At 55.4% G+C, this 19,811-nt stretch carries 16 protein-coding genes; 8 read left to right on the top strand and 8 right to left on the bottom strand.

Translation table 11 applies throughout. The features are described from left to right. Positions 1 to 36 precede the first annotated feature (36 nt). Entirely contained in the window at positions 37 to 1,086 is a 1,050-nt protein-coding gene (locus tag AC2FNR_RS04515) for a TRAP transporter substrate-binding protein (protein WP_170356494.1), read from the bottom strand. 351 nt (positions 1,087 to 1,437) lie between these two features. Here AC2FNR_RS04515 and AC2FNR_RS04510 point away from each other — a divergent pair, with 351 nt between their 5' ends. From AC2FNR_RS04510 to AC2FNR_RS04480, 7 genes are all read left to right on the top strand, one after another. Further along, on the top strand, positions 1,438 to 2,232 hold the full coding sequence (locus tag AC2FNR_RS04510; protein WP_170755890.1) for a FadR/GntR family transcriptional regulator: 795 nt from the start codon (positions 1,438 to 1,440) through the stop codon (positions 2,230 to 2,232). A gap of 280 nt (positions 2,233 to 2,512) precedes the next feature. After that, entirely contained in the window at positions 2,513 to 3,811 is a 1,299-nt protein-coding gene (locus AC2FNR_RS04505) for a hypothetical protein (RefSeq protein WP_496848240.1), read from the top strand. After that, positions 3,768 to 4,934: a cytochrome-c peroxidase gene (locus AC2FNR_RS04500; RefSeq protein WP_170356492.1), complete on the top strand. Its 1,167-nt coding sequence runs from the start codon at positions 3,768 to 3,770 to the stop codon at positions 4,932 to 4,934. The genes AC2FNR_RS04505 and AC2FNR_RS04500 overlap by 44 nt, the downstream gene beginning before the upstream one ends. Positions 4,935 to 4,944: 10 nt before the next feature. Continuing rightward, the gene (locus AC2FNR_RS04495) at positions 4,945 to 5,661 is read left to right on the top strand and encodes an MbnP family protein (protein ID WP_496848239.1); all 717 of its coding nucleotides are present in this window, start codon (positions 4,945 to 4,947) and stop codon (positions 5,659 to 5,661) included. A gap of 194 nt (positions 5,662 to 5,855) precedes the next feature. Then, positions 5,856 to 6,437 (top strand): Crp/Fnr family transcriptional regulator, encoded by a 582-nt coding sequence (locus AC2FNR_RS04490; protein ID WP_170527342.1) that lies wholly within the window; start codon positions 5,856 to 5,858, stop codon positions 6,435 to 6,437. Positions 6,438 to 6,502: 65 nt separating this feature from the next. Further along, on the top strand, positions 6,503 to 6,703 hold the full coding sequence (locus tag AC2FNR_RS04485; RefSeq protein ID WP_496848238.1) for a YgaP family membrane protein: 201 nt from the start codon (positions 6,503 to 6,505) through the stop codon (positions 6,701 to 6,703). Then, a complete protein-coding gene (locus AC2FNR_RS04480; protein ID WP_496848237.1) occupies positions 6,700 to 7,314 on the top strand; it encodes a rhodanese-like domain-containing protein in 615 nt (204 codons plus the stop codon). Before AC2FNR_RS04485 ends, AC2FNR_RS04480 begins: the two co-directional genes overlap by 4 nt. Positions 7,315 to 7,626: 312 nt before the next feature. On the opposite strand, the gene nadC is transcribed toward AC2FNR_RS04480, so the two are convergent. From nadC to AC2FNR_RS04445, 7 genes are all read right to left on the bottom strand, one after another. After that, positions 7,627 to 8,475, bottom strand: coding sequence for a carboxylating nicotinate-nucleotide diphosphorylase (nadC, locus tag AC2FNR_RS04475; protein WP_170755907.1), 849 nt, complete (start codon positions 8,473 to 8,475; stop codon positions 7,627 to 7,629). Then, positions 8,472 to 10,034, bottom strand: a complete 1,563-nt coding sequence (locus AC2FNR_RS04470) for an L-aspartate oxidase (RefSeq protein ID WP_496848236.1) — start codon at positions 10,032 to 10,034, stop codon at positions 8,472 to 8,474. Before AC2FNR_RS04470 ends, nadC begins: the two co-directional genes overlap by 4 nt. Before the next feature lie 8 nt (positions 10,035 to 10,042). Next, on the bottom strand, positions 10,043 to 11,095 hold the full coding sequence (nadA, locus tag AC2FNR_RS04465; protein WP_496848235.1) for a quinolinate synthase NadA: 1,053 nt from the start codon (positions 11,093 to 11,095) through the stop codon (positions 10,043 to 10,045). Positions 11,096 to 11,219: 124 nt separating this feature from the next. Further along, on the bottom strand, positions 11,220 to 13,277 hold the full coding sequence (locus tag AC2FNR_RS04460; RefSeq protein ID WP_496848234.1) for an adenylate/guanylate cyclase domain-containing protein: 2,058 nt from the start codon (positions 13,275 to 13,277) through the stop codon (positions 11,220 to 11,222). A gap of 219 nt (positions 13,278 to 13,496) precedes the next feature. Beyond that, positions 13,497 to 14,528: an NADPH-dependent curcumin/dihydrocurcumin reductase gene (gene curA, locus AC2FNR_RS04455; RefSeq protein ID WP_496848233.1), complete on the bottom strand. Its 1,032-nt coding sequence runs from the start codon at positions 14,526 to 14,528 to the stop codon at positions 13,497 to 13,499. Between the two features lie 229 nt (positions 14,529 to 14,757). Then, complete coding sequence (locus AC2FNR_RS04450; protein WP_496848231.1) at positions 14,758 to 17,166, bottom strand: YbcC family protein; 2,409 nt, start codon at positions 17,164 to 17,166, stop codon at positions 14,758 to 14,760. 14 nt (positions 17,167 to 17,180) lie between these two features. Continuing rightward, entirely contained in the window at positions 17,181 to 18,731 is a 1,551-nt protein-coding gene (locus AC2FNR_RS04445; protein ID WP_496848229.1) for a proton-conducting transporter transmembrane domain-containing protein, read from the bottom strand. A gap of 112 nt (positions 18,732 to 18,843) precedes the next feature. On the opposite strand from AC2FNR_RS04445, the gene AC2FNR_RS04440 reads away from it, so the two are divergent. Continuing rightward, entirely contained in the window at positions 18,844 to 19,734 is an 891-nt protein-coding gene (locus AC2FNR_RS04440; protein ID WP_496848227.1) for a LysR family transcriptional regulator, read from the top strand. Positions 19,735 to 19,811: the final 77 nt, after the last annotated feature.

Below are 19,811 nucleotides of genomic sequence, written 5' to 3'. Positions count from 1 at the left end.
AGGAGCCCGCCGCCCCGGACGCGTCAGTCGTTCAATTTACTGACGAGGGAGGAACGCGTTTGTTTTCCACAGGTCATAGCCTTCGCGGAACTCAGTCATGTCGGCCATGACTTTGGCAAAGAAGGCGTCGTTTGCAGCTTCTTCAGCAGCAACTTCTTCCCAAGTGGCGCGGAAGGTGTCCAGCATCTCGGGCGACCATTGCTTGATGGTGACGCCGTTATTTTCGACGTTGTCGAGCAACGCGGCGTGCTGAATGGCTTCGCCTTCGGCAAAGCTGTCTGTCATCGACGCTTTGCAGGCATTTTCGATGATCGCCTTGTGCTGATCGCTGGCTTCGTTCCAGACATCCTTGTTGATCATCAATTCGAACACGGTTGCCTGCTGGTGCCAGCCGGGGAAGTAGTTGTACTTGACCAGCTTGTGGAAGCCCAGGCGAGCATCGATAGCGGGCATCGAAAACTCGGTCGCGTCGATTGCGCCTTTTTCCAGTGCGGGGAAGATCTCACCACCTGGCAGCAACGAGGTTGCGACGCCCAGCTTCTGCATGACTTTGCCGCCCAGGCCAAAGAAGCGCATCTTCAGGCCGTCCAGATCTTCGGGGCTGTTGATCTCGGTTGCGAACCAGCCCGAGGTTTCCGGGGCAATGATGGCGCAGGGCATGACGTGCACATTATAGCCCGCCTGGTCGTACATTTCCTGATACAGCGCGCGACCGTTTCCGTAATACATCCAGGCCATGTATTCGCCGGCTTCGGGGCCAAACGGAACGGCCGAGAACAGCGGTGCGGCGGGGATTTTACCGGCCCAGTAACCAGCGGTGGTGTAACCTGAGTTGATCTTACCGGTCGACACTGCATCCAGAATTTCAAATGGCGGAACCAGCTTGCCCGGCTCATAGACCTTCATCTTCAGCGTGCCGCCCGACATCAGCTGCAGCTGCTCGGCCACGCGCGGAATTGGCGAGCCCAAACCCGGCAGCTCGGTCGAGAAGGCGATAGGTGTTTTCAGCAGCAGTTTGTCGGCGGCAAGTGCGGGTGCGGCGATCAAGCTGGCAGCGACTGCAAGGCTCGTCAGGGTCTTTTTCATGAATTCTCCTCCGGGATGGTTCGGACGCAACGTCCAATCAATCTGTGACGCTAGGTTCTCTGGCGCCTTGAGTGGTCAATAAAGTTTACCAACATATCCAGTCAACAACTTTATTTACCAATGGATCATGTGACCGCAGGCACAAACTGCCTTACGTCTCGATCGGTGGATAGTTTCTGACTTTGTGCGAGAAGTTCAGGAATACAGAATAAAATAATTTAAAACAGACTATTAAGGTAATTCGTCAGGTGAGCCTGTTCGCGCAGAAACTAGTTGAAGTTTGGCGTCTCAAAGGTTATTTCAATTTACCAGTAAGAACGACTGAGCCCAAACCACAAAAGGCCGCGCGTGATGACACCAACTGCGATTTTTGAACCAATCGGCCACGAATCGCTTGCAGATGCGGTGGTTGCCCAGGTCGAGGATCTTATTGCTTCAGGTATTCTCAAGCAGGGCCGCAAACTGCCTTCCGAACGCGATTTGGCAGAGATGTTGCGCGTGTCCCGGCCTAAACTGCGTGAAGCGCTACATGTTCTGGAAGAGCGTGGTCTGGTCACAACCCAACACGGCGAAGGCACTTTTGTGGCCGCTTTGACAGGGCAGGCAATGATGCCTGCTTTGCTGGCATTGTACGAACGCCACGAGCCTGCCTTTTTCGACTATCTTGAGTATCGCCGCGAACAAGAAGGCTTTGCTGCGCGACTGGCCGCGCGCCGCGCGACTAAGGCCGACAAAGAACGGATCACGGAAATTCTGGCCGAAGATGACCGAGCTTGGCGCGCGAATGATCCGGCTGCTTCTCGTGAGGCTGACTTTGCCTTGCACGCAGCAATTGTCGACGCAAGCCAGAATGCCACGCTTATTCACATGATGGCCTCAATCTATGAATTGACTCGCCAAGGCGTTTTCTACAACCGCGAGTTCCTGAAAACCATTGACGGAACCGGCGAGCGATTGGTGCAACAGCACAAAGAACTGGGTGAGGCTGTCATTGCGGGCGACGAGGCGCGTGCCGAACAGGCCGCATTCGACCATATTGATTTTGTAGAGGAGTCTTTCCGCTTGGGAATTGAAAGACGCCGGCGAGAGACAATGGCCGAGAAACGACGCATGCTTTCAAGTTCTAAGCCGACACCCAATTCCTGAGAGCAAGCGCAGCCCGTACATTTCGGGCAAAACTCGCGATTTAGTAGCTAAGGTTTGCATTAAAACAGCCATCATTCACGCGGCAACCTCGAAATTTTGAGTGGGGTGCGTTAAGGTTTGTGTGCACAGAATAATCGCAAGACGCTATCGTCTTAGACATGTGCCAGCATTTTCGGTGTGTTGAAGATGCGATCACTGACGGTCAGGCAAATGTTCCGTGCAGCCCTTAGAAGGAGGGTTTTACGTTTGTTTTCGTGTAAATATTGGGGGGGAAATCAATATGAAAACATCTAGGATACTCAGCGCGTTTGCTTTGCCGATTTTAATCGCTGCGGGCGGAACATCTCTACTGGCTGAAAGTGCTCGCGAAGAAAGTCAGGGTATGGTTTTGCTGCGCGGACTGCCAACTTTGGACACGTCGCACAGTGTCGCGATTGTCGAGCTTGATCCGGAATCCGAAAACTTCGGGAAAATACTCAGCGAAGCCGAACAACCGGATATGGCTGAGCCGTTTCATCACTTGTATTACAGTCCGAATGGTCGCCTGTATGCCACCGGGCTGGACCCAACATGCAGTTTGGCAGAAATCGGTCTTGTCCGCGATTCCAGCGGTGCGCCACAGGTCTCAGGTTTTGAATGTCTAGACACCGCGGGCCAGATGGTCGGCGAAGACATCATGTGGACCACGTCGAATGGGTCTGAGTACATGTTTGTCACGTTCATGGGTGGCCTTGGGGGCGACGACGGTGGGTCATTAGGTGTGTTTGATCCACAGACGAATGAAGTCGTAAAAGTCATTGAGGCCCGTAAGAGCGAGATCGCTGAGGGTGCGCCTTACATCATGTATCCCCACGGGATTTCGGCGTTTGAAGATCGTATGGTGATCTCGTCAACAGTCCATCCTGACCTGGCGACCGGAGTTGGCAATTCAATCACGGTAATCGATCTCAATACGCTTGAACCTATCCAGACAATTACGGTCGAAGGTGAGACACCGATTGGCTTTCCTTCATCTCCGGTCGAGGTGCTTTTTGCCCGCCCGTCGATCCACCCAGAGATCGAACCAGCGGTCATGGTGAATACGATGTTTGGCTTTGAAACCTGGTCCATCCCTTACGATGCGGCGACTAAGACGTTTGGCGAAGGCAAAGTGATCTATTCCGGCACTGAAAACGGCACAGGCGTGCCACTTGAGTTCTATGGAACCGAGGATGAGCTGTTTATCAGTCACGCTCTGCCGGGTGTCTTAAAGCGCTACGACTTGTCGAAGCTGCCTCAGCTTGTCTCGTCTGGTCCTGATATCGTTGCCGATCCAGGTGCGCATCACATGATCTTTTTCACTTCGGCGTCTGGACGCGATCTGATCGCCGTTCAGAACAACCTTTTGAATCTTGGAAATGCTGAAGCGAATGATCCGACGGATGTCGATTTTATCGCGTCGGTCAATGCCAACACAATTACCGTCCATGATCTGGAAACCGGAGAACGTCTGGGCACGGTGAATTTCAAAGAAACGTACCGGAAAGGGGTCGAAAATGTCGAAGGCCTGTTTGGCTCGGGCTTCGTACATCACCACTAGGCTGCGTTCTTCCAAGTCCAAAAAGGCCGTTTGCACCGGGCTAACGGCCGTTTTGGCTTCGGTGCTTTTTGGTTCATTTGATGGTCAGGGCCATGCCGATCCTACGCCGATAGAGGGCTTTCAAGCACCCTTTGTATTTGGCCGGTTCACGGTACCCGCCGACAACCCGCTGACGGAAGAAGCCTTTGAGCTGGGTCGAAATCTGTTTTACGACCCGATCCTGTCGGGTGACAACACGATGTCTTGTGCAACCTGTCACGAACAGGCTCGTGGGTTCACAGATGGCCGCGCGCGGTCGGTTGGGCATAACGGTGAAGAACTGGACTTCAATGCAATGGCCCTGGGCAATCTGCTTTGGGGGCCGCAACTGTTTCTATGGGATGGACGCAGCCCAAGCCTTGAACATCAGGCACTGCAACCTTTGCTTAACCCGATTGAGATGAATCAGCCTCTGGACGCGTTGTTGGATGAGTTGAGTGCTTCCGCCCACTACCAAGAAATGTTTGACGCTGCTTACGGCGAAATCTCGGAACAGGCCGTTTCCAAAGCGCTGGCGACATTTGTTCGACTGTTGATTTCCGCCGACAGCAAATATGATCGTTACCTGCGGGGTGAAATCAAGTTGAACGATCAGGAGGAGCATGGGCGCAAACTGTTCATGGCGCATCCGGATGTGAAAACATCACTGCGCGGAGGGAACTGTATCGATTGCCATAGTCAGTTTGTCACCGCCGGATTTGCCGAAGGGTTTGATGGGTTCAGCAACAACGGTTTAGACCCCGATACAGACCTAAAGCCCGGCCTGAGTGCCACGACCGACTACGATGGTGACCATGGAAAGTTCAAAGTACCCAGCCTGCGCAATATCGCAGTCACCGGTCCTTATATGCATGATGGGCGTTTTGAGACATTGCGAGAGGTTTTGAACCACTACAATGAAGGTATCGTCCTCAGCAGTACGCTTAGCCCGCTGATCCTCGAGGCAGATAATGAAGTGGCCGACCCGACACAGGCATTGGGGCTGCAACTGACCGAAGTGGAAATAGATGCAATCATCGCCTTTCTGCACACGCTCACGGACGAAGCATTCTTGTCAAATCCAAAGTTTTCGAACCCATTTTAAGGTGCTGTTCATGATCAATCTTCTAACGGTAAAACGACAGATGATGGGGGCAGGGTTGGGTCTGACCTTGTGGGGCGCGCAGGTTGCGGCTCAATCTCCGATGACGCTTGAATTCCACGCGATGAACGGTGACGCGCCTTTTATTTTCGATGAATTTGTCCATTCCGATCCAATAGGGGGCGAACCTTTTCGCCTGCGCGACTTTCGATTTTTTCTAAGCAATGTGGTGTTTTCCGATGGCACCCGGCAATTTGCGGTTGCCGACGGCTATTACCTGATCAGGTTTGATGGCCGTAGCCAAACATATGAGGTCACTATCCCGGAAATGCCCTTGCAGACCGTCTCGGAAATCACCTTCGCCATCGGTTTGGATGCTCAGACCAACGGGTCGATCACGCCGCGCGGAGATGTAGACCCGAACAGCCGCATGGCCTGGAACTGGGAGATCGGCTACAAGTTCGTACTGGCCGAAGGCGCTCTGCGCGGGGCGGATGGGCTTATCCCGCTGGTCTACCATGTCGGGTTTGACGAGAATATGCGTGAGCAAAGCCTTGCTTTAAACCTTGAGAGCGGCGCGCGCGAAATTGCATTTGATGTTGATATAATGGCGTTGTTCGACGGCGAAATCCGGCTTGATCTCTCGGCCTTGCCGACTGTGAAAATGGATCGGGATGATGCCTCAGCGTTGGCTGACAATTTTGCCGGTTTGGTGAAGCAGCGGAAATAGGGCTCGCAAGGGCAGTCCCATTTGGGAATTTGAGTCACTTGCCCCGCCAGACGTGGATTTGTCACAGGCGGTATGGGTTTTTCCCAAAGCGGCCAGCGCTTAAGTTCGAGTCATCGCAAATCGGAGCTACCTACGTGACGCATCAAAGTTGGAGCACGGCCATACTCGACCGGCTGGAATCTGAAGGGACGCGCATGACAATCCCTGACGGAGCGCAGTTGTTTGCTCCGGGTGCCTACGGACAGGTTTTTCTGATTGTCCGGTCGGGGATCGTGCGCGTTGAACAAACCAGCCCGTCTGGTCGCACGGTGGTGCTGTACCGCGTTGGTCCCAATGATAGCTGTGTGATGACGACATCTTGTATGTTGTCCGACATTCCATATTCCGGTTTTGGCTATGCCGAAGGGGCAGTGACCGCACTGGCGATTGGCCGGGACCGGTTCAACGCGCTACTGGCTATGGACTCGGCGTTTCGCGCTGCGGTTTTCATGGCATTTTCTCAACGGATCGTCGAACTGTCCGAAGTCATCGACGACCTTTTGCTGAACCGTATGGATCAGAAGCTGGCGCAGTGGTTGCTGGATCAAGGCAAAGATGTCCCCGACATTCACACCACTCATCAGCGAATTGCCACCGAGCTGGGCAGCGCACGCGAGGTGATGTCGCGTATTCTCAAGGATTTCGAACACCGGGGATGGGTCGCGTTGGAACGGGGTGTAATCCACCTGCAGAATCGTTCTGCATTGCAGTTGCACGCAAAATCCGGGTCTGTGTGACCTCGTCACATATAGCCAAGCCAAAAGCTGCGAATCTCTTCCCAGATCATCAAGGAGATTCGATCATGCAATTCACATCCAACGTAGGCTCTATCGACCGCGCATTGCGTATGATCCTGGGGACAGCGCTGATCCTCTTGGCTTTGACTAACACTGTTGGCCTGTGGGGCTGGCTGGGCGCGGTGTTTGTCGTTACAGCTTTCGTCAAATTCTGTCCGATCTACGCGATGCTGGGCCTATGCACCTGTGGAAAAGTCGACCAATGACCCTGCGCACACCTCCGTCACGCAGGGCCGTTCTGGGTATGGGGATCGCGACGGCTGTGGCCTCACCGTCGTTGGTTTCTGCAGCCAGTTCGATTGAAACTTCGGTCGATCCAGCGCGCCTATCAGACCGGCAACGGACACCATTGGGCTTGTATTTGACGCCGCAGGCTGCATTTGCGGCCCTGCAGCGGGATAGTGACATCTTGTTCGTCGACGTACGCGACCCGATCGAGGTTTCTTTTGTGGGCCACCCCGAGGGGTTGGACAAGATCATCCCACTGGGCATTGTCACCCACCAAGTCGATCCGCAAAGCGGTCAGTACCAGATGAAAAATAATCCCAATCTGGTGGCCGAATTTGATGCTTTGTTGAAGCAGCAGGGGAGATCGCGGCAGGATGCCGTTTTTGTCACTTGTCGGTCAGGGGCGCGGTCTGCTGTCGCAACCCGTCAATTGGCCAAGGCGGGTTATACAAATGTCTGGAACCTAATCGAAGGGTTTGAGGGTGACAAGGACGCTCGCGGCGTACGTGCGCTTAATGGTTGGCGCAATGCGGGATTGCCATGGGGGTATCGTTTGGGCCCCGGCGTTGCATGGCAGGGCGCGATTTAACCTTGTTGTTGCAACATGTTTAGGGCTGCCTGTCCCTAACCACAAAGCGTGGCGTCGAAACTAAATGCGAGGCCATACCCTTTTGTCGTGTGAAACCAACGACCGCGGTGCTGCGTTTGGTTCAAATTTAATCAAAAGATCAGTTTGGGTTTTCAGTCCGCCGTTTTGTGGGAGTCATGAGCGCTTAAAAGGCGGGCGCAAATTCGTGGATCGCGTCTGACGGCTGGAAAAACTGCATCAAAGCGTTGACAAGTATTTTTCAAAGATGCAACCAATTGCACATTGGTTTAACGAAAAGGGGCGTCGAACGGCTCAGAAGTCCAGCCCGATGTCAATCGATCGGTAAGAGTGCGTCAAAGCACCGGACGAGATGTAATCAACCCCTGTCGCGGCTACCGCCGCAACTGTAGCCTTGCTGATATTGCCCGATGCCTCGGTCACCAATCGGCCGTCCACCAACTTGACTGCCTTCGTCAGAACGTCTGGCGGCATGTTGTCAAGTAGCACGACGTCAGCACCGCCGACCTGGATCACCTCGGACAGTTGCTCCAGCGTATCGACCTCGATTTCGACTTTCATCATATGCGACGCGCGGGCTTTTGTTGCATCAAGCACAGCCCGCACACCGCCAGCGGCTGCGATATGATTGTCCTTGATCAGAATTGCATCCGATAGCGAGAAGCGATGGTTGAAACCGCCGCCGTGCAGCACGGCCTGCTTTTCCACCAGACGTAGCCCGGGTGTCGTTTTTCGCGTGCAGGTGATACGCGCCTTGGTGCCTTTGGTTTCAGCCACTAATTCCGAAGTGGCCGTTGCAACACCCATCATCCGCTGGGCGAAATTCAACGCCACGCGCTCTGCTGACAGGATTGAAGTGGCTCGGCCTTGGATTTTCATCAGTGTGTCGCCCTTGGCGCAGCTCTGGCCATCTTCGGTGTAGGTTGTGATGAGCAACGAGGGATCGACCAGACGGAACGCCAGCGCAGCCACTTGCATCCCTGAAACCACAGCATTTTCACGTGCCTCCAACCGTGCGGAATAGGTGACGTCCGCAGGGATCACTGTCTGAGTGGTGATATCGCCACAGGTACCCATATCTTCAGTCAGCGCGGACCGGACCAGAGGTTCCAGGATCATGTCTGGCAAAGCGGGGTGGGTCATGCTGCGTCCTTTGCTATGCGATCTCGCAAGGTGAGTGCCTGTGTCAGTGTCAGGCTGGATCGTTGACCGGTGCCACGATTGGGGTCGGGGAAATCGGACCGGTAATGCGCGCCGCGACTTTCGCGGCGTTGCAGCGCGGCGGTAGCGATCAGGGTGGCCGTAGCGGTCATGTTGAGAAACTGGTCTGACCCAAAGTGCTGGGCCTCAAGCGCGGCAATTCCGGATAGGGCTTGGCTCAGGCCAGCTTCTTCCCGTACCACGCCGACATGTTCCGTCATTATGCGGCGTAAAAGCATCAAATCTTGCTCATCGTCAGTTGTGCCGGGTGCCAAACGGATTTTGACTTCGGGTGCGCTCTTCACGGTGATTTGGCCCGCAATGTCCCGGGCACAGGATCGGGCAAACACCAAAGCTTCAAGCAACCCGTTTGATGCCAACCGGTTGGCGCCATGTAACCCGGTGGACGCCGCCTCGCCACAGGCCCAGAGCCCGGCCAACGAACTTCGCCCGAACAAATCTGTTTCTACGCCGCCCATATGGTAATGCGCTGACGCGGTCACAGGGATGGGGTCCCGTGTTGGGTCAACGCCATGACGCATACAGGCCCGTGTTACACCGGGAAAAATAATGCTGATGTCGGCACCGATCGCGCCGCGCGTGTCCAACGCTGGCCGCATGCCAGCTTTGGCTTGCAGATAAACGGCCCGCGCAACCGTATCTCTGGGGGCAAGCTCGGCATCGGGGTGGAAATCGGGCATGAACCGATGCCCGTTCTTGTCGACAAGAACGGCCCCCTCGCCGCGCAGTGCTTCGGTTGCCAAAGGGGTGGGGTCAGAGTCTACGTCGATTGCGGTGGGATGGAACTGTACAAATTCTGCGTCCGCGATGCGCGCACCAGCACGGGCAGCCATACCAATCCCTTGCCCGCGAATGCGCGTTGGGTTGGTGGTTTGCGCATAAAGGCCCGAAGATCCACCCGTTGCCAAAAGATAAGCGGCTCCGCGCAGCAACAGCTGCGCCGGGCCAGACCCAAGCGCACTTGTCAGGTAGACGCCTGTTACTTGCGTGCCGTCGCTTTCCAGCGCCACGGCCTGCGCGCCCTCGATAACCTGGATTGAAGGTGTCTCGCGCAGGGCTTTGATTAACGCGCGCATAATCTCGGCCCCGGCCTGATCACCTTTGACCCGCACAACCCGAGCAGTGGAGTGAGCGGCCTCACGCGACTGAACAAACTCGCCGCTTGCAGTACGGTCGAATCCAGTGCCAAGCGCAGAAAGGTCGAGGATATGCTCTGGCGCAGCTAGCGCCACAAACTCGGCCACTTCGCGCAAAACCGAGCCCGCACCCGCGCGCATCGTGTCGTCCGCATGGGCCTTTGGGCTGTCTGTCCGCGCCATGGCGGCTGCGATGCCACCCTGCGCCCAGGCTGAGCTTGCGCCAGAGCCCAGCGGTTCAGGCGAAATCATCACGACCGGGCAGGGCGCCAGCTTGAGAGCCGCATACACGGCGGCCAAACCAGCGCCAATGATAACCACTCGCGATGTTTCGATGGTTTGCATCTGCTGTGTCAAATGCCCAACTGGCGCGACAGGTCGATCATACGCTGAACCGAAAGACGTGCCTTTTCGGCGACCTGGGCGTCGACCTCGACTTGACCGGTCATCGTGTCCAGCGCGAACAGCACTTTTTCCAGCGTGATTTTCTTCATGTAGGGGCACATGTTGCACGGGCCGACAAATTCGACTTCGGGAAGTTCGTCCGCGATGTTGGACGCCATCGAGCACTCGGTGATCAGCAGTGCTTTCTCTGGTTTTTCGTCTGTGACATATTTGATGATACCGCTGGTTGAACCCGAGAAATCGGCCTCGGCCACCACGTCTGGCGGGCATTCGGGATGCGCGATCAAGCGGGTTCCGGGGTTCCATTCGCGAAAGTCGCGCAGGTCACTGGCCGAATATTGCTCGTGAACGATGCACGAACCCTCCCACCACACGACGTTTTTCTGCGGAACGTCGCGTGCCACGTTCTGCGCCAGATACTGGTCGGGCGTCATGATGACGGTCTCACTGTCCTGTGCCGCCACGATTTGTACCGCATTGGACGAGGTGCAACAGATGTCCGAGGCTGCCTTTACCTCGGCTGTTGTATTCACATAGGACACAACCGGTGCACCGGGATACCGGCGGCGCATTTCCGCGATGCCTTCGGCGGTGATCGATTCTGCCAAGGAGCACCCTGCCTCCATATCCGGCATCAGAACCGTTTTTTCGGGGCTGAGAATTTTGGACGTTTCGGCCATGAAATGAACGCCGCATTGAACGATCACCTCGGCCTCGACCTCGGTGGCCTTGATCGCCAATTGCAGGCTGTCACCGACGAAATCGGAAATTCCGTGGTAGATCTCGGGCGTCATGTAGTTGTGTCCCAAGATGACCGCGTTGCGGTTGACCTTGAGTTCATTGATCGCCTTTACATATGGCGCATAAATCGCCCAATCCGCTGGTGAGACCACACGCGACATGCGGTCGTAGATATCGCTCATGCTTGCGGCAAGCTCGGGCGACGGGGTCAGGTCATATTTTTCGGAGAGATGCGCGCGCTGCGCAGGTAGGTCGAACACGGGGCTGTTTTTCTGCCTTACAATCTTTTGGCGCTCTGACTATCGGATTTCGTTTATATTGAACACCAGTCAATAAAGGAAAATGTGCTGTTTTTTGCAGCTTCTGTAGAACCAGCTGACTTATTTAGGATTTTTCAGTGATGGTTACGGGCTTCCATCCCTCAGCGGGTGGGCTTGCCAGAAGTTCTCGCATTTTGTCGGCCATCGCGAGCGAGGCAAGGTCCCCGCCCCGGATTTGGTCAGCGGTTTCAAATTCTGAAAGGGCATTTTCGAATTGCCCGGCGCGATAAAGCGTTAGGCCGCGTTCATATGCCTCGATCCAATCGCGTGAGAGGTTGTATCTTTCGGTCATTGCAATCAGTTCATAAACCACAAGCTCTTCGCTGCGGCCGAACACTGTGAGCGTATCCAATTCGCGCACAATTACAGAATCGCCGGCTTCGCGTCGGGTCTCTGGGCCGATCAGGATAAGGGTGCCGTAGACTTTATTCGCGCCTTCCAGTCGGCTTGCGACATTCACCACATCGCCGATCGCCGTATAGTTCAGGCGCTGTTCGGATCCTATGTTCCCCACAAGCGCCTCGCCGCTATTTACCCCGATCCGTAGCCGCAGAGGAATACCCTGACTGTCCTTGATGCCTGCCGCGTCGACGGTTTTGACAAGATCCAGCGCCGCACGACAGGCGTTTTCCGCGTGGTTTTTATCCTGACGTGGTGCCCCCCAAAAGGCCATCACTGCATCACCCATGAACTTGTCGATAGTGCCGTCATGCCTTGCAATCGCCGCCGAAGCGGCGGTGAAGAACGGTTCCATCAACTGAACAATTCCTGGGCCCAGTTTCTCGGACAGTCCGGTAAAGCCAGTCACATCGCAAAACAAAACCGAGATTTGCTTCATATCACCGCCCGGCTGCGTTTTGATGCCTTCGGCAACCAGCATGCGAACCAAATCGGTTGGTACATATTTTCGGAACGCTGACAGACCCGCAGCCATACTGGCCGTTGCCGCAGACAGGTTGGCCAGTTCTGACAGCTTTGAGGGCCTGCGTGAAATACGCTCAACATCGAAACGTTCGATCTTGTTAAGGTCTTCGGCGATCCGCGCCAAAGGGTTCGCCACAACCCTACGGACCAGCCAGATGGCTAACCCGGTGGCGAAAACGACTACCCCAATCAGAATATAAAGAAGGTTGATCAGAGTTTTGTCGATCCCAGACAGGAATGCGGATTCCGGTATTACGGTAGCAACGCGCCAGCCATAAAATCCCAACGGGGTCAGGGCAACTGCATAGGGAACGCCGTCTATTACAACCCGAGTCGTTGCCCCGCCGGCAGGATTTTTGGCAGGGTCACCCAAAAGCCGTTCGCCCGATATCATGGCGGCCTCGTACAACTCGCCTTCGCCCATTCGGGCCGGTGTCGTTTCATCTGCCATGGCGTCGGGAACGGCGATCACCTTGCCATCAGCATCCAAAATATAGGCTGCTCCGAACTCGCCCGGATGTAAGGTCGCAAGGAACCGCGACAAACGGTCGGTTTCGATTGCGACCGCTAGAACACCCTGTCGCCCGCGGTTGACGTCAATGGGACCGGCATAAGCATAGACCGTTTTTTCACTTCCTGGCAGATCCCGCGCTTCGATCCATCCCGATGAGTTCAGGCTCATAAAGTTATTGAACCAGGCGTGGTCGCGTGGATCATATTTTGTTTCACGGAATTTTCGCTCTTCGAACTGGATGTCACCTGGAATGAAAATGTATTGGTCGGTTCGCAACTGCCGATCGCGGATGTTCCTATCGATTTCGACCATCTCAAGGCCGCCATCCCCAAGGCGGTGCGAGGCGAAGAAATTGCCGTCGGGCCAGCCGAAGAATATCCACGAGATATTGGGCTGCGCTTGTAGTTGCGACAGGAATACGAATTCTCGCTTGTCTGCCTGGCGCGTGGCGATGACATTCTGCACGAAAATGGTGCGCACTGCGGCCCAGGCCGCTTCGGCCGAGCTGAGTGTCGCGCCGACCTCGGTCCGGACGGTATTGGCGATCTGAGTGTTGATTTCAGCAGCCAGCATACGGCTGTTGTCCCGTGCCGTTGTCCACCAAAGCGTATGAACAATAAAAGTTGACATGCCAATGGACAGGGCGACCAGGATAGATACAGCGATGCCTACACTTATCCGCATCACATCTCCACAATAATGACCGGTAAAGCAGTATTGGATTGAGAATTTGCCAAGCGCAAAGGTTGCTTTGCTAAACGCCCGAAAATTCACGCATCTGTTAGGTTGATGCCATATCGACTGGCGGAAACGTGAGCGGCCAAAACGGCGATCGGCCGACAATTCGCCGAATGTTTACTGGCGTTGCGCATCAAAGGCGCAACGCCTGCTTTCGAATGCCAATCAGCCGACTTTCACGACCATTTTGCCGAAATTACCCCCAGCGAGTAGTTGATTGAAGGCCTCTGGCGCGTTTTCCAGCCCATCCACTACGTGTTCTTTGTACGATACCGAGCCGTCCTTAAGCCAGCCTGTCATGTCTCGTACAAATTCCTGATAAACCTCGGGGCCGAAATTGTCGAAAATGATGAACCCCTGCATTTTGACTTTCATCCGCAGCAAGGTGCCCAAGATCGCAGGGCCCATATCCGGCCCTTCCGGCAAACCGGGCAGGTTGTACCAGGCTACGATTCCGCAGACAGGGACCCGCGCAAACGGGTTTAGCAACGGCAGAACTGCATAAAGCACCTTACCGCCAACATTCTCGAAATAGACGTCGATGCCATCTGGGCATGCATCGCGCAGTTGAGCAGCCAGATCGTCGGATCTGTGGTCTATACAGGCGTCAAAGCCAAGGTTCTGGACAACATGCGCACATTTTTCCGGCCCGCCTGCGATGCCGACGACGCGACATCCTTTAAGCTTGGCGATCTGTCCCACAGTTGCCCCGACCGGTCCCGCAGCCGCTGCAACAACGACGGTCTCACCGGGCTTGGGCTCGCCAATTTTCAACAAACCCGCATAGGCCGTGTAGCCGGGCATTCCCAAAATACCCAAAGCCCAGGATGGATTGTCTGGTGTTTTGCCCAGATTGACCACCTGTTCTCCGTTCGATATCGCGTAGTCCTGCCAGCCGCTCATATTCAAGACATAGTCACCGGCCTCGTACCCATCCAGGTTCGACTCGATCACTTGAGCCACAACCTGAGCGGTCATGACGCCGCCAATCTCGACAGGCTCGGCATAGGATTTTGCGTCGTTCATGCGGCCGCGCATGTAGGGGTCGAGCGACATAAAGACCGTTCGCACTAGCATCTCATCAGCGCCCGGTGACGGGATATCTGTGGTTTCAAGCCGAAGCGTGTTTTCGTCGGGCTGACCAACAGGGCGTTCAGCAAGAACGATACGACGGTTGGTATCGGATGTTTGGGGCATTGGAACCTCTTGCAAATATTTACCCGCACCAGAAACCTTAAGCGAGCAAGGTGCAAGGGAAACAATGCAGGTAAAAGGGAAACCGGCAGAGACTGGCCAAGAATATTCTGGATATTTAGCCTCTTTGCCCTCGCAGTCTTGTTTCAAGCCAGGCAAGATAGACAGGCTGGCTAAGTCCAATTTCAAATGGACCTAACCGCCAAAATTACTGTGTCTTGCTGCTCTGTTCTTATTCTGCTGCAATTGCGCCTGAGGTGTCTGGAATTTCGCGGATTGGGGACCACTCAAGGTCGCCGTCGTATCTCCAAGCCAGTTGTCCGCTGTCATCCATGGCGATCAGGTGAAGCCACCCATTGTCAAAAAGCGCCTTGACGTCAGGGTGACGTGCCAAGATGTTTGACATCGCCTCGCGCGGGGCTTCGATGACCACCGTCAAGCGCAGAGGATCATGCTGGAATCCGTTGCCATCATGCACGGACTGCCATGGCAAGCCCGGCCTGGGGGCGCCGTTATTGCCTTCCAGCACGCCTATCCCGCCAACCACATTGTGCAGAAGCTTGTTGCCTCCTCCGAACAAGTCGGGCGCAACGGTCGAACCGTAATATTGCAAGCTGATCCAGCTGGCCACGACAACCGGAGCAGTCATGATCAATTCAAGGACGCCAAACCCATCATCCTGTCGCCAGTTGTAGTTGTGCAGAAATGCCCGCCCGGACAAGTCCGCGCCATTGGTCCGGTCACGTGGAGCGGCGACAAACGCACGACACCCGGCAAGACCCCATTCGGGCCGTGTTTCAGCCCAATCACGTGCACGATGCAGAACTGCTGCAGACTCGTTTGCACGCGGCAGGCGTTGCGCGCGTTCTGCGCGGGACAGATCCCCTGCGGCATCCAACCAGGTTTTGAGCTGCGCAATCTCTGCCGCTGCGGTGCCTGATGGTAAGTCCTGTTCGAACAAAGTGACCATATCAGTCGTCGTGTGATGCAACGCAGGTAAGAACATGGTGTCTTCGGGTATATCTATCCCTTGAGCCTGAAGACCGCTTCGAATGTCTGGATCATTCAACAGCCCAGCCAAGAGGCGAGCGTTCACATCTCCGGCGTAGCCACCACAGGCCCCACATTGCAATGCGCTTTCATGGGGGTTGTTTGTGACGTCGGCCCCGTGGCCCGCCAACATGACAATTCGTGCGAAGTTATGGGTCAGCGACATAGCCGACAAAACAGACTTGGCCATACCGACCCGCGTTTCAAAGCTTAGGGAAGGGTCCAGTCTTGGCGCCGGTTCCGGTTTGGCCTTGTCACCCAGACCAAGCGAATCCCGCACAAGTTTACCGGCATAGACCGGGCCGGTGGCCTCGACAAAGGCAAAGGACGACACGGCGGCCAGCTTGAACCGGCCCCATGCGCGTTTAGCCCGCGCCGTGTAGCGGCGGTTCAGGTCCGCTTTGACAGGTTCAACAGCTTCCGAGGTTGCCCCGGCTTTCAATAGAACCGGACCCCTGAACTCGGTCACGTCCGACCCTGCGGCCTTGTGTGCGCTGGCCAAACCGAAGAACCCAGCAAAGCCGATGGTTTCGATTTTGGCATCCTGCGCTTCGAGCGCCCTGCGGAAAACCTCAGAGCGGACGTCGATGCAGAACGCTGCCTGTATGTCAGGGCGTCCATTGGAGGCGACGGGTTCGCTTTTTTTCAGTTTAATAGCCAAAGCGCGTTGTTGTGCGCGTTCAGCTGCATCTTGCAGGACAGCGTTGATAACCTCGGACTTGGACGGCGTGACGGGTGTGCGGTGCTTGGCTACGACCTCGGCCCAACGGGCGGCGATTTGGTCTTGGTAGAGGTCATATAGCGCCTCATCAAACGCCATGCGAACGGCCAGCAACTCGGCCACAGTGCTGTCCGGGCGTCCGTCCAATTCGGCCTGCCACAAATGATACCGGCCGTACTGCGCCCAACCTCCCAAGGTTATCAACCAGCGATGGAACGTCGTTTTGGCGGCCTCAGAGTCGACGCCCAACCGCTCGGACGCCCGTCCTATGGCGCGCCAATGCGACCTGTTGGTTCGAGTGACAAAGGCGCAAAAGCCTTTCAAACCGTGGATTTCAGGCGTCAGGTCACGCGTGGCGAATTCCCGCCACGACTGGAATACGCCGCCTGTATCGGCCTGCTGCCAAAGCGCCTGACCTTGATCAAAATGACCCGCAGCCCAGGCGCCGATGCGATCCTCGATCAAGCCAGGCCAATCAATACCAGAAACATCGGCAGCAAGTTCGGCGACGGTTGCCAGTGGCTGCGGCGTGTCATGAGGTGTGTCTAGTGCGTCCAGTACGTCTTGCAGGCTTGGTGCGTTAAATTGCCCTTCAACCGCCAACACAGCGGCGCGCACATCTTCTTGCGAGATTTCGTCGCTCTTAAATTTGGCTTTCCAGTATTCGCGAGCAGGGGTGATCCGTGTTCCGGCAACCCGTGCAAGGCGTGCCGCGGTGACAGAAAGTGGCTCATCAATCTGGCCAAGAAAGGGGTTCACCGCAACGCTAGAGGAAAGCGGGAACAGGGGCGGGATCGCTTTGGAGGCGTCGTTGGCCTCGGTCACAAGTTCCAACAAAGGGGCGGGGTAGGTTTCAAGTTTCGCAAACATGAGGAAAGTTCCTTTCACACGATCGAACGCTTGGACCAACCGTCCAGCAACTTATCGAAAACTGCATTTGCATAAAGACCATTGGTCAGGTGAACCCTTGGCCCTGCCGCTGCTGGGTGCGAGGCCCATAACGGGAATGTCGCCTGTGCCACGGCAACACAGCCAAAGCTGATCAATGCGAGGATAATCAAAGCCCATTCAAGCGGGCCGGGGGCCGGAGTAGCTGGCAGGGTTCCCGCAGTCAGTTTCTGTGCGATGACCTGCAGGGCGAAATAGCTGACCGAAGTGACCAGAGCATAGGCGACAGTGCGTTGCATCAACGCCCTTGGGGCAGCATCAGCAAACCCTTGGGCCAAGAGATAAGCGACGCCGAAAATCAGGATGACTCCCAGTGCAATGGCCTGAACCGATTTTCCGCCAAACCCAACGACCATGCCAACAAGTCCGTAGATTGCTATCGCGATCACAAAAGACAACAACACGTTACGCGCGCTTGGGACGGCAATCGGTCCAGGGCGGCGAATTGCAGCGACGTTTCGCACCGCTTCGCCTGCACTTAGGAACGCATGTGCCTTATACAGCGAATGGGCCACAATGTGCAGCAATGCCAGCGGGAACAGCGCCAAGCCACATTGCATGACCATGAAGCCCATCTGGGCAATGGTCGACCATGCAAGCGATGTTTTTACTGCTGGTTGTGTCAGCATCACCAACCCGCCGAACAAGGCGGTGAACCCTCCCAACATGACCAACAACGCCATCACACCCGGCGCAAGCAACATTACGTCGGCGAAACGTATTAGCAGCAGACCGCCAGCATTGATGACACCTGCATGCAGTAGGGCTGAAACGGGCGTTGGGGCCTCCATAACCTCGGTCAGCCATCCATGCAGCGGGAACTGCGCTGAAGCCAGGACAGCAGACACGGCAATCAGAAAGGCAGCAGACATCGTCAGCCAGTTTGGTTCTACGACCGAAAGGATCGTTTTTATGTCTGTAGTCCCGGTGGCGACAACGATCAGCACAAAAGCCAACGCCAAGGTCGCCTCGCTTAGCCGTGCAACGAGGGCTTTTTTACGTGCTGCGCGCTGCGCGGTGGCGCGTTCCGGATAGAATAGCAGCAATTTGTTCAATGCCAGGCTGGTCGCGACCCAAGCCACGAAGAACTGCACAAGATTGCCGGACATGACCAATAGAAGAACCGACGCCAGTGTGACTGACATCCAGCCCGCGAAGGCACCTTGGTGGTCTTCGCCATCCATGTAAGTTCTGGAATAGCGGATCACGATCCAGCCGATGAAGCTGACTAGCAGCAGCATCACGGAACTCACCGCATCCAGGTGAACCGAGAGGCCGACGCCGAACATCCCGATCAATGCCGATGTGCCGGGCCCGTTTATCATCAGAAATATGGTTGCAAGGATCGAGGAAACAAAGGCCGCGAATGCGGCAACTTCAGTCAGGCCTGCTATGTTTCCCGGCCGTTTTCCCGGTTGCCGCGACGCAAGCCAAGCTGCCCCAAGTAAAACGAGCGGGCCAAGAAGCGGCAAAAAAACGTAAGCCATAGTCAATTTCCTTCTGTTTCGCGGCCAAAGGGCCTTTTGTGGCAGATAGGACTGAATTAGTGACAATAAAAATTCATTGTTTGTAAGATTACGTTCTAATAAATAGAACAATATGCCATTGAACTATCACCATCTCCGATATTTTTGGGCCGTTGCGCATGACGGTAACCTGACCCGCACGGCGCAGCGTCTGAACCTGTCTCAGTCGGCTCTTTCTGTGCAAATCAAACAACTGGAGGAACGTCTGGGTCACGCCTTGTTTGAACGCCGCGGTCGGCAGTTGCAATTGACCGAGGCTGGTCGCATCGCACTGGACCATGCAGACGCGATTTTCGCCACGGGACAAGAGCTTGTGGCCACGATGGAAGGAACAGTTCAGAACCGAAAGGCACTTAGGGTGGGGTCGCTGGCGACCCTGTCACGCAACTTTCAGATTGGGTTTTTAAGGCCCATCTTGTCTCGTATGGATGTGGAGGTGATCCTAAGATCGGGCAGCCCGACCGAATTGTTAGAGGGGTTAGAAGCGCACAATCTGGACCTTGCCTTGATGAACAGGCCTCCCCCTGATGATAGTCTGACCCCTTTCGAAATTCACTCGATCGGTGAGCAAGAGGTTAGCATCGTGGGCACTCCGGCACGGTTGCAGCCTGATGCACCTTTGCGCGAGTTGTTGCATAAACAACCGTTTATTCTGCCGACAACTGACAGCAGCGTTCGAACGGCCTTTGACGCGCTGGCCAGCCGGTTATCGGTCCGTCCTCAAATCGCCGCCGAGGTGGATGATATGGCGATGATGCGACTGCTCGCGCGCGAAGATATTGGCCTTGCGCTTGTGGCGCCTATCGTTGTGACAGACGAACTGACTTCGGGTCGATTGAAAGAGGCCAAAGAGCATCCCCGGATCAAGGAAACGTTCTACGCGGTCACTCTACGACGGCGGTTTGCAAATCCTTTGGTGCAGCATATTTTGGAGCAGAATTCCGGCTCTGCATTCTTGACTTGATCAAAAAGCAACATTCGTCATCTTGCTCTGTCAAACTGTTCTTGCGCTTTGGCAACCCATAAGCAACTTGGCGGTAT

The organism is Ruegeria sp. SATB045 (genome assembly GCF_059613525.1).
This window is presented reverse-complemented; position numbering and strand designations above follow the sequence as displayed.

Excerpts from the sequence above, each read along its gene's own strand:
- curA (WP_496848233.1), bottom strand. The coding sequence starts at position 14,528 with ATGCCCCAAACATCCGATACCAACCGTCGTATCGTTCTTGCTGAACGC.
- AC2FNR_RS04500 (WP_170356492.1), top strand. The coding sequence starts at position 3,768 with ATGTCGAAGGCCTGTTTGGCTCGGGCTTCGTACATCACCACTAGGCTG.
- nadC (WP_170755907.1), bottom strand. The coding sequence starts at position 8,475 with ATGACCCACCCCGCTTTGCCAGACATGATCCTGGAACCTCTGGTCCGG.
- AC2FNR_RS04460 (WP_496848234.1), bottom strand. The coding sequence starts at position 13,277 with ATGCGGATAAGTGTAGGCATCGCTGTATCTATCCTGGTCGCCCTGTCC.
- AC2FNR_RS04505 (WP_496848240.1), top strand. The coding sequence starts at position 2,513 with ATGAAAACATCTAGGATACTCAGCGCGTTTGCTTTGCCGATTTTAATC.
- AC2FNR_RS04470 (WP_496848236.1), bottom strand. The coding sequence starts at position 10,034 with ATGCAAACCATCGAAACATCGCGAGTGGTTATCATTGGCGCTGGTTTG.
- AC2FNR_RS04440 (WP_496848227.1), top strand. The coding sequence starts at position 18,844 with ATGCCATTGAACTATCACCATCTCCGATATTTTTGGGCCGTTGCGCAT.
- AC2FNR_RS04485 (WP_496848238.1), top strand. The coding sequence starts at position 6,503 with ATGCAATTCACATCCAACGTAGGCTCTATCGACCGCGCATTGCGTATG.
- AC2FNR_RS04490 (WP_170527342.1), top strand. The coding sequence starts at position 5,856 with ATGACAATCCCTGACGGAGCGCAGTTGTTTGCTCCGGGTGCCTACGGA.
- AC2FNR_RS04450 (WP_496848231.1), bottom strand. The coding sequence starts at position 17,166 with ATGTTTGCGAAACTTGAAACCTACCCCGCCCCTTTGTTGGAACTTGTG.
- AC2FNR_RS04510 (WP_170755890.1), top strand. The coding sequence starts at position 1,438 with ATGACACCAACTGCGATTTTTGAACCAATCGGCCACGAATCGCTTGCA.
- AC2FNR_RS04480 (WP_496848237.1), top strand. The coding sequence starts at position 6,700 with ATGACCCTGCGCACACCTCCGTCACGCAGGGCCGTTCTGGGTATGGGG.
- AC2FNR_RS04495 (WP_496848239.1), top strand. The coding sequence starts at position 4,945 with ATGATCAATCTTCTAACGGTAAAACGACAGATGATGGGGGCAGGGTTG.
- AC2FNR_RS04515 (WP_170356494.1), bottom strand. The coding sequence starts at position 1,086 with ATGAAAAAGACCCTGACGAGCCTTGCAGTCGCTGCCAGCTTGATCGCC.
- AC2FNR_RS04445 (WP_496848229.1), bottom strand. The coding sequence starts at position 18,731 with ATGGCTTACGTTTTTTTGCCGCTTCTTGGCCCGCTCGTTTTACTTGGG.